Below are 13,874 nucleotides of genomic sequence, written 5' to 3' on the forward strand. Positions count from 1 at the left end.
CTTAAAACCGCCTAATTTTAGGCGGTTTTTTTGTGCATTAATTTTAAAAATATTTGTTAATGTTTTCTTAAAAAAGAATATTTTTGTAAAAACTTATTTCCATAATCTTAATTGCATGAAAAAGTACTACTTTCTGTTATTCTTTTTTCTAATTTCTTACTTCAACGCTCAGAAAAATGATAATCTTAATTATCTAAACAACGGAATCGTAGAGGATAAATCGGGGAAAATCATCACGGATAAAAAACTCAAAGATAATTTTCTGAATGACCGTGCAAACAAAGTTCTCCAAGAAAATAGAATGTTGCGAAAAGCTGCTGCGCCGGTTTTGGTAGAGATGTGTTCCAACGGCGGTTTTGAACAAGTAGAAAGCGTAGGTGGGAAAAATTATCTTAAAAATTTCTTACACACCATCGGAGATCCTCCCGGTCCTACGCAATGTAGATCAATTTCCAACAAGGCAGATTCCTACATAGACCAATACAGTCCAACAGCCAATAATCTGATGGCAACCACGGTGCCTTCTAATCTCATAGACCAATTTATGGGAGACATCAAGGCATTTGACCAATATGCTCTGAAAATCAATCATACCAATTCTAGCACTTATGGTGCAATAGTACAAGGAAAAAGATTCAAAACTAATAATGAAAATTTCCTGAAGTTCAATTACAAAGCCATTCTGCAAAGTGTTTATGATAACAGTCACACAGACAATCAGGCGTTTTTCAAGGCAAGAATTCTTAATAAATCCAATGTAGTTGTAAGTGAGTTTTGTCTTGTGGGAGATGAGAAAAACTGTATTTTCACAAAAGTTCCTGATGGGGGTTATGGCTATGTGACGCTTTATACCGCCAATTGGCAATCTGGATTGCTGGATATTTCAGGGATTCCGAATAATGAAGAATTTACAGTCGAATTTATGGCTTCCAGATGTGGATTGGGAGGTCATTTTGGTTATGCTTATGTAGATGATATTTGCCTACTGCATTCCGATGAAAGTTTTGTCGGAAGTATTACGTTGGATCCTTTGAATGCGGTTTGTCCTACTTTGCCAATCAATGTTTCTGGTGTTTTCACTTTACCCAATTCTGGTGGCGTCACGGCATCTGTAAAAAATATAACTTTAAAATTGTACAATGATGCAGGAACTGTGGTTCATACGACGCAGGCGGCTACAATTGATAATGTAAATAAGAAATTTAATTTCGTTCTCAATAATTCCGATATTCCGAATATTGTGCAGGGAAATTACAACGTGGGAGTGGATATTAATTATGATATCCAAGGAAGTTCCTGTGGAGGTGGTAATTTTTTCTCCAATGCCTCTGATAATGATGCTAATGATGGTTGGGATATTAGTTTTCTCAATTGTTCATCGTCCTGTAATATTCCTGTGACTACCGCAAAGTTGAATAAATGTGATGCAGGACAAGATGGTGTTGAGAATTTTAATCTTACCGATTTGGATAGCAAAGTAGTGACTTCTACTGCGGGACTCAGCTTTACTTACTTCAGAAATTATAACGATGCTTTTAGCAATTCTAATAATATCTTAGGATTTACAAGTTACTCATCGGGAACAAGTACGATTTATATCCGAGTATCCCGAGATCCTAGTTGTTTTAAAATCATTCCTGTTTCGCTGGAAGTTAGAAATCCAACCGCCAACATTACCGGAATTCTGAATGTCTGCTCCGGAAGTACAGAACTGACAGCTTCGCCGGGAAGCTCTTATCAATGGAGTCATAATAATCTGACGACTCAAAAAATTACCGTCACAGATGTTGGAGTCTATTCTGTAATAGTTACTGATAGCTACGGTTGTAGCAGTACGGCAAGCGTAAGTATTGAGCCAAGCCAGACGGCTGTTTCTCCTACACTACTGGTAACACAACCTTCTTGTTTTGTGTCTTCTGGAACAATTAAGGTTACTTCGCCAGCTTCCGAATATAGTTTTGATGACGGCGTAACCTGGACCACCAATGCAACAAAAGCCAATCTCTATCCAGGAAAATATTTTGTTAAAATAAAAACGGCGAAAGGTTGTACCTCCTACTCGCAAGAAGTAGATATCGTGCAGTCCTTATTACCATACCCTAATGCCAGTCCAACGCAACCGAGATTTTGCGGTGATACAGGAATAATTACAGTAAGCACTATTGCAGCGTATTATAGTTTTGATAATGGTCTAACTTGGGTCAATAATCCTGTAGCAGACAAATTGCAGCCGGGCAGATATGTGGTGAGAACAAAAGATGTTGCAGGTTGTATTTCGAACGCACAAGTCGTATTGATAGAAAGCCAGACTTTAGGCAATGCAGAATATACTTTGGTAAGTCCTGCATGCTCTGTTCTTGGAAGTATCACGATCAATACGCCAGCGGATCTTTATACTTTCGATGGAGGGACGACTTGGGTAACATCTAACGTTTTGAGTAATGTAGGAGCAGGAAATTTTTCCGTGGGTATCAAAAATTATTTAGGCTGCATTTCGTATTACACGCCAATTTATGTTAACAAATTTGAAAGCCAATCTCCTCAGACAGAAGCAATTCAACCAGAATGTGGGACAGATGGTATGATCTATATTAAAACTGAAGCTGCACAATACAGTTTTGATAACGGCGTGACGTGGACCACAAGTAATTTGGCAGAACTGCCACCAGGCACCTATCGAATCAAAATTAAAAATGCGGCAAATTGCGTTTCGCAGGCACAAACAGTTACATTGTATCCGCCTATGCTTCCGGATCCAATTCATACCGTGGAGCAGCCGGGTTGTGGTGTCAATGGAAAAATTACAATCAACAGTGTTTATGATTTTTACAGTTTTGATAATGGTGCAACTTGGGTGACCACAAATTCTAAAGTTTTACCCGCAGGAACGTATCAGATTCTTGTGAAAAATAGTATTGGATGCAAGTCTTATCCAAGATCTGTTTATCTATCAGAGAAGAAATTGCCTCAGCCCAACTTCACCGTGACGCAACCAACTTGTACTACGAAAGGAAGCATTACGATTACCACAATTGCCGATCAATACAGTATTAATGGAGGCTCGTCTTGGACTACCAATCCTGTTTTCAGTAATTTGAACGGGAGTGGTTACACGATAGTTATTAAAAATAATTTGAATTGTGTTTCGGAAGGATCTTATGCTTCTTTGGATCAGGCTTATTTGGAAAATCCAACTTATACAGCGGTAAGTCCTAGTTGTGGCAATACTGTGGGAAGTATCAAATTTATTTCTGTTGCGGATCAATACAGCATCAATGGAGGAAGTTCTTGGTCCACCAATCCAGACTTCAATAATGTTGCAAAAGGTTACTATTATCTGATGGTGAGAAAAGGAGGTTGCAGTTCCAATTATATCAATGTTGAACTTAATGATTATAATCTTGCAACGCCATCAGTTTCATCTGTTCAGCCTACTTGTGGTACCAAAGGAAGTATCACAGTTAATGCTGTTGCAGATTTTTACAGTATAGATGGTGGAAATACTTGGGTTACAACGCCTGTTTTCAATAATCTTAATTATGGTTATTATTATGTTTCAATCAAAACCGGAAGTTGCACATCATCAAGTACTTCAGTTAATCTCAAACAGTTCTATCTGGATAATCCGGATTATACATTCACGCAACCTTCTTGTGGTGTTGGAGGGACTATAACTATTACAACACCATCTGCTTCTTACAGTATCAACGGTGGAAACACTTGGAGTTCCAATCCTGTCTTTTCAAACCTTCCGCAAGGGTCGTATAATATAGCTGTAAAAAATAGTTTGAACTGTACCTCTAATCTTTACGGAAGATATTTGACGCTTGACAAGTACTACCTTCCAAAGCCAGATGTGGAAATCATCCAACCAAAATGCGGATTGAATGGAAGTATCAAAATATTGACTCCAGCAGCTCAATACAGCTTTGATAACGGAAATACTTGGACTACTAATCCTGTTCTCAGTAATTTGACATCGGGTTATTATTATATCGTTGTAAAAAACGCGCAAAATTGTATTTCAGAATCATTTTCTGTGAGTATTGCAACATATTATTTACCAAGACCAATGACGAAAGTGGTGCAGCCAACTTGTGCTAATAATGGTAGTATCACAGTGGTTTCCAACGCTGCTTTCTATTCTTTTGATAATGGCGTTACTTGGGGAACTAGCTCTACTTTACTTAATCCTACTCCGGGATATTATAGTATTAAAATTAAAAACTCAGCAGGTTGTATTTCTACAGCGACGAATGAGAACGTACAGAAATATTTCTTAAGCTCACCACTGATTACTACAATTCAGCCGACTTGTGCTGCGCCTTCAGGTAGCATAATCGTGAACACCATTGCAGATCTTTATAGTTTTGATAATGGAACCACTTGGGTTACCAATCCCATTAAAACAAACGTTGCTTCCGGATCATATAATGTTTTGATTAAAAATAGTTTTGGATGCGTTTCCCAGGCAGCTTATGCATATATCAATTCCAGTCCTAATATTCCAGCTGCTCCAGCGGTTACGATTGTGCAACCAACGGCTTGTGACAGTACAGATGGTAGCATCAAAATTAACACAACAGCCATCAGTTATTCATTCAATGATGGGGCATCTTGGACTACAAATCCTGTTAAAAATAACCTTGGAGCAGGAACTTATATCATCAAATTAAAACTAAATTCCTACAGTTGCGAATCAAAAACCACGGTAGTAACTTTAGATTCTGGAATTGCGATTGCTGCACCAGATGTTTCGGTGACGGCTCCTACCTGTAGTGTCGCAACAGGAAGTATTACGGTCACCAGCCCAGCGTCAACCTATAGTTTTGATAATGGTTTGACTTTTACATATTCTAATACGAAAAGTAATCTCTTACCAGGAACTTATCAAGTGAAGGTGAAAAATGCGGCAGGCTGTATCTCAAATGTTGCAACAGCAGTTGTTTCTACTCCCGCTCCTCTGCCGGCTCCGGTTTATGCTGTCAATCAACCAGATTGTAGTAATGCCCTGGGAGAAATTAAAATCACAAGTCCGGCGGCGGAATTCAGTTTTGACAATGGATTGACGTATGGAACATCAGACACCAAATCAAATTTGTCTCCGGGAACTTATAATCTCATGATAAAGGATGCGGCAGGATGTATTTCGCTAGCTGCAATGGTTACGGTTAATACCAAACCAATTACACCAGATTTACCTCAAGTTGCCATCACTCAGCCATTGGGTTGTACGGCAAGTACTGGGAAAATTTCTGTCATTTCTCCAGCAGGATTTTATAGTTTTGATGATGGCGCAACTTGGGGAACAAGCTCAAATGCAACCTTAGCGCCCGGAACATATCTTGTAAAACAAAAACTAACGACCAATGGTTGTTCATCATTGGCACTTAGTGTTACAATAGATTCTCCTCCGGATGCACCAATTTTACCGGTTTATTCCGTCAATCAACCTGCGTCTTGTACCAATCCGTTTGGGGATATTACGATCTCAACAGTTTCGGCATTGTATAGTTTTGACAACGGCGTCACTTATTCACCAAATTCAAATTCAGGACAATTGGCGCCGGGTAATTATCAGTTAAAAACAAAAAATTCTGCAGGTTGTGAATCGGGAGCTGTTTTGGTAACTGTTAAGAAACCCATTGATACACCAGTGATGCCAGTGGTTCAAGTTCAACAGTTGGATTGTCATCATTCTAGTGGAGAAATTGTCATCAATACTTCAGCAGTTCAATATTCTATAGATGATGGTTTGACTTGGGTAAGTTCTAATTCTTTCAAAGGATTGGCGCCAAATACCTATAATGTAAGATATAAAAACACAATTGGCTGTACGTCGGATCCTACAGAAGTTATTATTAAAACATATACCAATAATACGCCTTTGCCTATTGCTTCTGCATTACAAAATTTCTGTGTACAAAACCAATCAAAAATTTCTGATATCAAGATTACAGGAAACGGTGTGCAATTTTATGATGCATTGATTGGAGGTAATCAATTATTGGCTTCTACAACTTTGACAGACGGAACCACTTACTATGCTTCTCAGATTGTGGCGACTTGTGAGAGTAATCGTATTCCGGTAACGGTTAAGATTTTATCTACATTGCCACCCGCAGCAAGCTCTCCTCAGTTATTTTGTATAAGCCAAAATGCAAAACTTTCTGATATTAAGATTACAGGTAACAATATCAAATGGTACTCGGATAATACTTCTACAGTTTCCTTGCCTGCTACAACAGCTCTGCAGGATGGATTTACTTACTATGCCACGCAAACTGTTGATGGTTGCGAAAGTGTGTTGAGGACTCCGGTTACAATTAATATTACTTCTAATGCAATTCCTGGATTAGTAGGTCCGGAAATTACAAATGTTAATATCGAAAATACCACAGCAACTATCATTGTAAAAGGTTCTTCAGTTTATGAATATTCTCTTAATAATCAAAACAGCTGGCAAGATTCTAACGTTTATCGTGATTTACCGACTGGACTGTACAAAGTTTATGTAAGAGAGAAAACCAATATTTGTGCGGTTTCTACGAAAGAATTTACTGTTTTCAAAATCAATAACATCATCACACCAAATGGAGATGGTGTGAATGACGGTTGGGAAATCGAAGGTTTGGAAAATTATCCTGGAACTGTGGTTCGTGTGATGGATAAAAATGGTAGAGTAGTCCTGGAAACAACTGTGAAAGGCAAGTTTTTCTGGAACGGATCTTTCTTGGGAAGACCTTTACCAACGGATAATTACTGGTATCACATCATCTTGACAGATGGGAGATTACTCAGTGGATTTATAGTCATTAAGAATAGAAATTAAGACAATAAATCACATAAAAAAAGACGCTTATTTTATTTAAGCGTCTTTTTTTTATGTCTAAAATTATCATCAAACTCTCACCGCATCCGGAACCATAATCTCATAGTTTCCGCCATAAGAAATAATCTCCCTAACAATACTGCTGCTGATATACGATTTGCCAGAAGATGTCAAAAGGAAAATCGTTTCAATCGTGTTTTCTCTTGTCAAAGCTCTATTGGTTTGAGCAATCGACTTTTCAAATTCAAAATCGGCTGGATTTCGCAAGCCTCTCAAAATGAAATTCACGTTTTTACTTTTACAGTAATCGATGGTCAATCCTTCAAAATCATCTACTTCAACATTAGGAAATTTTTCAAAAGTTTTTCTGATGAATTCCTTGCGTTGCTCCAGAGAGAACATATATTTTTTCTGAGAATTCTTTCCAATGGCGATGATGATCTTGTCAAAAAGCGGAACAGCGCGCTCTACAATGTCATAATGTCCAAGTGTGATAGGATCGAATGATCCAGGGAAAACAGCAATTTTCATTTATTTCAGATTTAAAAAAAATTAAGCCAAAGACTTTTCTCTGGCTAATTTATAATTATTTTTTTAATGCTTTCTCAACTTCGCTTCCGCAAAGGTCTTTGATGGAAATTCCGTAGATCTTCGCCTGTTGCGGAAGAATACTTGCCGGCGAAAAACCAGGATTCGTATTCATTTCCAAAAGATAAGGAATTCCGTCCACAATGATAAATTCTGACCTCGAGAATCCACTCATTCCAAGTGATTTATACGCTTTGATCGATATTTCTTCAACCTTTTTTGTCGTCTCTTCGTCGATTCTTGCAGGCGTAATTTCCTGTGAAGCGCCTTCATATTTGGCTTCGTAGTCGAAGAATTCTTTGTCGGGAATAATCTCAGTAATTCCCAGCACGATGACTTCACCTTTGTAATCCAAAACGCCCACAGAAACTTCAGTTCCGTTCAGAGCACTTTCGATAAGGATCTCGTCGTCTTCTTTATAAGCAACTTCAAGTGCGTTTTTCAATTCGCTTTTTTCTTTGACTTTCGAAATTCCAAGTGAAGAACCACTTTGATTGGGCTTTACGAAAAGTGGTAATCCAAGCTCTTCCACGATCTTGTCATCAGAAATATCTTCGCCTTTTCTCAAATAAATACTTTTTGCAGAAGGAATTCCGTATTTTGAAAGAACCGCTAACGTATCTTTTTTATTGAAGGTCAATGCACTTTGGTAGAAATCGCAACCTGTATATTTTTGTCCAACGGCGTCCCAATAAGCTTGTAAGATTCCGTTTTCGCCAGGTGTTCCGTGGATGATATTGAAACAAGCATCGAATTTCAGACTTTCGCCATTTCCTAGATTGGCAGAAAAATCCGCTTTGTTGATAGGTTTTTTATTTTCGTTTTCATCGAGAAAATACCATTCATCTTTTAGGATGACGACTTTGTAAACATTATAAATTTCACGGTCCAAAGAATCGAAGATCAGTTGTCCACTTTTCAGCGAAACTTTGTATTCATCAGAATATCCGCCCATTACGACGGCGATGTTTTTTTTGCTCATTCTAGAATTATATTGAAAACAAATGTAAAAATTTTATGTAAAAAACGATGATTAAATCTTGTAATCTTTCAGTAATTAATTTCAATTAAAGTCATAATAAAAAAGTTAGAATTCAAAACTCCCAAACGCTACGACTCTCAAACCCTCAAACTCAAATAAGGCCAGTAAACCAAAACCCCAACACAAATTGCAGAAATTGTCGCCAGCAAAACTGCTCCGCCAGCCAAATCCTTAATGATTCCAATTCTGAGATCAAATTCCGGTTGGATGTAATCACAAATCTTCTCAACGCAAGTATTCAAAGCTTCCGTCACCAAAACAAAAAATGAAACCAAAATAATCAAAGCAGTTTCAAAATTCGAAAGTCCAAAATAGACAATTAGGAAAAGATTAATGATTAATCCCAAAATATGAATCTGGAAATTACGCTCGTTCCTCAATATCCACAAAATCCCACGGATTGTGAACTGAACGCTTTTATGAAATGGCGGTTTTTTCATACTTTGTCAAAGTTTAAATCTTTGACAAAGTTATTAAATCAAAGTAATTTCAAATAAAAAATCAAAATTGTTAATAACTAAATAAATACAGCTTTTAAAATCACATCAAAATCATTATCTTTGTAGAATTGAAATAAATACAGTTTATGAGATTTATTGTTGCCAGTGGCGATTTGCAAAAAGCTTTACAGACCGTTAGCGGTGTGATTTCCGGTTCACAGTCCAGACCGATTTTGGAGAATTTTCTTTTCGAGTTAGATCAGAACTTGTTGACTGTTACCGCATCAGACGGCGAAACAACGCTGATCACTTCTCTCGAAGTGAAGTCAGATGACAAAGGAAAAATAGCAGTTCCAGGAAAGATTTTTCAGGATTTCTTGAAAACTTACGGCGAGCAACCTTTGACTTTGGCCGTGAAAGATTCCGAAGACGGGAACGGAAGCGTTCTGGAGATCTTGGATGAGAAAGATAACTTTGCAGTAGCGCTAGACAATGCAGACGATTATCCGGAATTGCCGGAATTCGATGCGTCTCAAAAAGTGACCATTTCCGGTGGCGTTTTGGCAGAAGCTCTTGCAAACACTTTGTTTGCGACGAGTAATGATTCTCTTCGTCCAGTGATGACGGGTGTTTTGTTTCAATTCAAAGAAGATGAGACCAATTTTGTGTCCACAGATTCTCACAGATTGGTGGTTTACAAAAGAACCGATGTCACGCATCCTGAGACTTTGGAATTCATTATGCCAAAAAAACCATTGGCGATCTTCAAAAATATCCTGAACAATTCAACGGAAGATGTGTTGATCGAGTTCAGCGACAATATGGCGAAATTCACTTTTGGAAACAACACTTGGATCTGTCGTTTGATCGATGGGAAATATCCAAACTACAACGCGGTAATTCCGAAAGAAAATCCAAACGTTTTGACCATCAACAGAGGTCTGCTTTTGAGTTCAATCAGAAGAGCGTCCATTATGTCAAACAAATCTACAAATCAGGTAAGGTTCAAATTGTCTGGAAACGTGCTCCATCTTCACGCAGAAGATACAGAATACGCAAACAAGGCAGATATGCAGATTCCTTGCGATTACAATGGCGACGATATCAACATCGGTTTCAGTTCAAAATTCCTGACAGAGATGTTATCTGTTTTAGCTTCTGACGATGTAACAATGAAAATGTCTCAACCAAACAGACCAGGAATCGTAGAACCAGTTGACGGATTGGAGGAAAACGAAAGTATCCTTATGCTTTCAATGCCGGTGATTGGTTTATAAATGATAATTGATAATTGATGAATGATTTTATTCATTAATTTTATAGATAAAAAATGAGACTTGAATTTTTTGAGTCTCATTTTTTTATAGTTTAAAGAACTATTCTTCATTTAATAATTCAAAATTGTAGCAAGCAATTCTACTTCCATCATCATAATCATAACCGAGATTTGGAACATCTGGACTAAACCAAATTTCTTTGACACCTAACGTATTAACTTCTATTACATAAGTTGTTGCAACTAATCCTTCTTGCTTATAAAAACCATTTATAGGATATTTAAATGTCATCATTTTTCCATTTGTTTTTGTTTTACAAGTGACAATTTTATTTTGAAAATCAAAAGTATGATATGTAGTTTCCTTATTTGTCTGTATAATAGTGCCATTAATTTCTTTATCATTTTCATAACTAATATAAGAATAGACTTTACTCATAGATTCAATGTTTAAACTGTCATTGTTGCTTTCTACATATTCTTTTTTGTTAAGTAAAGTGTCATTGTTCTGTTCTCTTGAAAGCCAATAGACAATAAATATTGTAATTAATGATGCAACTGTAATAACAATCGCTATTTCGTAGCGTTTACAAAAAACAGATAATTCTGAGTAAGTATTAAAATTATTATTGGTACTCTTTTGATGTATTTTTTGTTTTGAATTTATAGTATTAGATGTGTTTTGATTTGTAAAGCTATTTGAATGTATTATTATCCATTGCTTTGGAAATGTTTGTGTCTGATATGCGTTTGTGATTGTGCCACTTTCTAAGAGTTCTTTTAAATCAATTTTTTCATCAACATCAGTTAAAGTTTTTCTTAAAATTTCATTTGCGGTTTTTAATGTAATAGAATGTTTGTTGTTATCTATTAAATAACTGTCAAATATTTTTACTATTTCATCGACTCTGTCAGATTTCATAAATTTTAGTTTTTTTGCTAAAGTAGAATTATGTTTTTGATTTAATTTACGGAAAACCGTATTTGTCTGAAATAATTTCAAACTTTAAATAATCAAATAGTTTTTATGGATTTTTATAAAAATAATTTCTATTTTTTACAAACTTTCCATTTTTATATCTTTTAAAAAATCACGATATTTGCAAGCTTAAAGGTTTTGGAATTTCATATTTCAAACCTCAAATTTCAAATCAATCAAATGAAAATCTCAAATAATTGGCTTAAGGATTATATCAAAACTGAACTTTCTACGGAGAAGATCAGTGCTTATCTTACAGACATCGGTCTGGAAGTGGAAGGCGTGGATAAATTTGAAAGTGTAAAAGGTAGCTTGGAAGGAATCGTTGTTGGCAAAGTTTTGACTTGCGAAAAACATCCGAATGCAGATAAACTCAACAAAACAACAGTCGATGTTGGCGGAAAAGTTTTAGAGATCGTTTGTGGTGCACCAAATGTGGCTGAAGGACAAACCGTTCCCGTTGCAGTGGTTGGAACCAAGATCTATGCAAAGGACGGAACTTCTTTCGATATCAAAAAAGCAAAGATCCGTGGTGAAGTTTCCGAAGGGATGATCTGCGCAGAAGACGAATTAGGTTTAAGCGACGATCACGGCGGAATTATGGTCCTGGATTCAGAAAAATTCGAAGTTGGAAAAAACTTTGCAGATTATTTTGAATTGACAAACGATGAAGTTTACGAAATCGGATTGACGCCCAACAGAACCGACGCAATGTCACATTACGGCGTTGCCAGAGACTTGCAGGCTTTCTTGGTTTCCAATAACCTGAAATCAGAATTCACGAAAATCGAATCCAAAGTTTTAAATATTGAAGGTTCTCACGATTTCAAATTACAAATAGAAAATTCTGAACTTACGCCAAGATATTTGGGCGCAGTAATCGAAAATGTAGAAGTGAAAACTTCTCCAGATTGGTTGAAAGCAAGATTGAAAGCCATCGGTCTTTCGCCGATCAATAATGTGGTCGATATTACCAATTATATTCTTCACGGCTTTGGACAACCGCTTCACGCTTTTGATGCAGACAAAATTGCAGACAAAATTGTGAAAGTTGGGACCGTAAAAGAAGGAACAAAATTCAAAACTTTGGATGGTGTGGAAAGAACTTTGAATGGTTCCGAGATCATCATCAAAGACGGAAAAGACAATCCACTTTGCATTGCCGGCGTTTTTGGCGGAAGCGAAAGTGGCGTTTCTTCTGAGACCAAAACGATATTTTTAGAAAGTGCTTACTTCAATCCGGTGGCGATCAGAAAAGCTTCGAAATTCCACGGACTAAATACCGACGCATCTTTCCGTTTCGAAAGAGGTGTGGACCCGAACAACGCAAGAACTGCTTTGACACACGCGATTCAGTTGATCGAGGAATTGGCTGGTGGAAAATTGGTTGGTGAGATCCTGGAAAGTTATCCGGAAAAGATCAAAGACCATTACGTTGTTTTCAGATATTCGAAGATCGATCAGATTCTTGGCACCAAGATTCATAGAGAGAAGATCAAAGAGATTTTAAAGTCTCTTGAAATTACCATTCTTAATGAAATCCAAAACGGATTGGAATTATCAATTCCAGTTTACAGAGCCGATGTTACCAGAGAAATCGACGTCATAGAAGAAGTTTTAAGAATCTACGGCTACAACAAGATTGAAGCGCCAAAGAAAATATCCTTCACACCTGTAAAATTGGATTTCGAAGACCAAGATGCTTTAGAAAATGCCTGGGCAAGGACTTTACAAGGAAACGGCTTCAATGAAGTGATGAACAATTCATTGACCTCAGTAAAAGACGAAACCGATGCGGTAAAGTTGTTGAATCCATTGAGCAACGATCTGGCATTTATGAGAAAGTCTCTGTTAGAAGGACTTTTAGGAAATGCAATTTACAACATCAATAGAAAATCTGCCGACATCAAGTTTTTCGAATTAGGAAAAATTTATCATAAAAAAGAAACTTACGAAGAAAGAAAACAATTGGCGATCCTGACAACTGGGAGAGAAGTTGCAGAGAACTGGCTTCAGCCGAAAAGCGCGACAGATTTCTATCATTTGAAAGCTTACGTGAAAATTCTTTTGGAAAAATTAAACCTTGACCTTCACGAATCCGCCTTGGAAGACACACGTTTTTCCGATGCTTTGGAAATCAAGGCAGAAGGGAAAACTTTGGCCAGATTAGGGAAAGTTTCCCCACAATTGTTGAAGGATTTCGACATCAGCCAAGACGTTTTCTATGCAGAGATCGAGCTGGAAAATTGCCAGTCTTTCAGAAGCAACGAAAACCTGAAATTTGTCGATATTCCAAAATTCAACAAGATCAGAAGAGACCTTGCGTTGTTGGTGGACAAGACGATTTCTTACTCAGAATTGTACGAGCTGGCGAAGAAAAACAAATCGCCTTTCCTCAAGAAAATCAACCTTTTCGATGTTTACGAAGGCAAAAATCTTCCAGAAGGCAAAAAATCTTACGCAATGAGTTTCGAACTCTTGAACGAAGAGAAAACCTTAGAAGACAAAGACATTACAGAAGTAATGAACTCGCTCATCAAATCGTTCACAAAAGAATTGAACGCAGAATTGAGATAAATTCCACTTTGTCAAAGTTTCAAATCTTTGACAAAGTTATTAGTACAAAAGCCCTGTCAGAATTTCAAACACTGACAGGGTTTTTTCTTTGTCAGTCTGAGGTGTAGTTTATCCTGAGCTTGTCGAAGGGAAGACATATA

General features: G+C 37.0%; 7 protein-coding genes. 3 read left to right on the top strand and 4 right to left on the bottom strand.

What is annotated here, in order from left to right; genetic code table 11:
* The first annotated feature begins 115 nt into the window (after nt 1-115).
* Nucleotides 116-6,832 (top strand): T9SS type B sorting domain-containing protein, encoded by a 6,717-nt coding sequence (locus tag B0I22_RS02085; RefSeq protein ID WP_166668158.1) that lies wholly within the window; start codon nt 116-118, stop codon nt 6,830-6,832.
* Nucleotides 6,833-6,901: 69 nt separating this feature from the next.
* Here B0I22_RS02085 and coaD read toward each other — a convergent pair whose 3' ends face one another.
* The 3 genes from coaD to B0I22_RS02100 all read right to left on the bottom strand — a co-directional run bounded on the left by coaD (nt 6,902) and on the right by B0I22_RS02100 (nt 8,902).
* Entirely contained in the window at nt 6,902-7,363 is a 462-nt protein-coding gene (gene coaD, locus B0I22_RS02090) for a pantetheine-phosphate adenylyltransferase (RefSeq protein ID WP_133942954.1), read from the bottom strand.
* Nucleotides 7,364-7,418: 55 nt separating this feature from the next.
* Nucleotides 7,419-8,402 carry a D-alanine--D-alanine ligase gene (locus tag B0I22_RS02095; protein ID WP_133942955.1) on the bottom strand — a complete coding sequence of 328 codons (984 nt, stop codon included), beginning with the start codon at nt 8,400-8,402 and terminating at the stop codon, nt 7,419-7,421.
* A 137-nt stretch (nt 8,403-8,539) separates the two neighbouring features.
* Complete coding sequence (locus B0I22_RS02100; RefSeq protein ID WP_133942956.1) at nt 8,540-8,902, bottom strand: diacylglycerol kinase; 363 nt, start codon at nt 8,900-8,902, stop codon at nt 8,540-8,542.
* A gap of 146 nt (nt 8,903-9,048) precedes the next feature.
* Here B0I22_RS02100 and dnaN point away from each other — a divergent pair, with 146 nt between their 5' ends.
* Nucleotides 9,049-10,179, top strand: a complete 1,131-nt coding sequence (gene dnaN / locus B0I22_RS02105; protein WP_063968383.1) for a DNA polymerase III subunit beta — start codon at nt 9,049-9,051, stop codon at nt 10,177-10,179.
* A 99-nt stretch (nt 10,180-10,278) separates the two neighbouring features.
* Here the strand turns inward: dnaN and B0I22_RS02110 are convergent, their stop codons facing one another.
* Nucleotides 10,279-11,100: a hypothetical protein gene (locus B0I22_RS02110; protein WP_133942957.1), complete on the bottom strand. Its 822-nt coding sequence runs from the start codon at nt 11,098-11,100 to the stop codon at nt 10,279-10,281.
* A gap of 195 nt (nt 11,101-11,295) precedes the next feature.
* Here B0I22_RS02110 and pheT point away from each other — a divergent pair, with 195 nt between their 5' ends.
* Nucleotides 11,296-13,734: a phenylalanine--tRNA ligase subunit beta gene (gene pheT / locus B0I22_RS02115; RefSeq protein WP_342772839.1), complete on the top strand. Its 2,439-nt coding sequence runs from the start codon at nt 11,296-11,298 to the stop codon at nt 13,732-13,734.
* Nucleotides 13,735-13,874: the final 140 nt, after the last annotated feature.

Origin of the sequence: Epilithonimonas xixisoli (genome assembly GCF_004365655.1) — a bacterium.
GTDB classification, from domain to species: domain Bacteria; phylum Bacteroidota; class Bacteroidia; order Flavobacteriales; family Weeksellaceae; genus Epilithonimonas; species Epilithonimonas xixisoli.

What these genes read in the sequence shown, in the direction of transcription:
- B0I22_RS02085 (WP_166668158.1), top strand. Translation starts at nt 116, where the DNA reads ATGAAAAAGTACTACTTTCTGTTATTCTTTTTTCTAATTTCTTACTTC.
- coaD (WP_133942954.1), bottom strand. Translation starts at nt 7,363, where the DNA reads ATGAAAATTGCTGTTTTCCCTGGATCATTCGATCCTATCACACTTGGA.
- B0I22_RS02095 (WP_133942955.1), bottom strand. Translation starts at nt 8,402, where the DNA reads ATGAGCAAAAAAAACATCGCCGTCGTAATGGGCGGATATTCTGATGAA.
- B0I22_RS02100 (WP_133942956.1), bottom strand. Translation starts at nt 8,902, where the DNA reads ATGAAAAAACCGCCATTTCATAAAAGCGTTCAGTTCACAATCCGTGGG.
- dnaN (WP_063968383.1), top strand. Translation starts at nt 9,049, where the DNA reads ATGAGATTTATTGTTGCCAGTGGCGATTTGCAAAAAGCTTTACAGACC.
- B0I22_RS02110 (WP_133942957.1), bottom strand. Translation starts at nt 11,100, where the DNA reads ATGAAATCTGACAGAGTCGATGAAATAGTAAAAATATTTGACAGTTAT.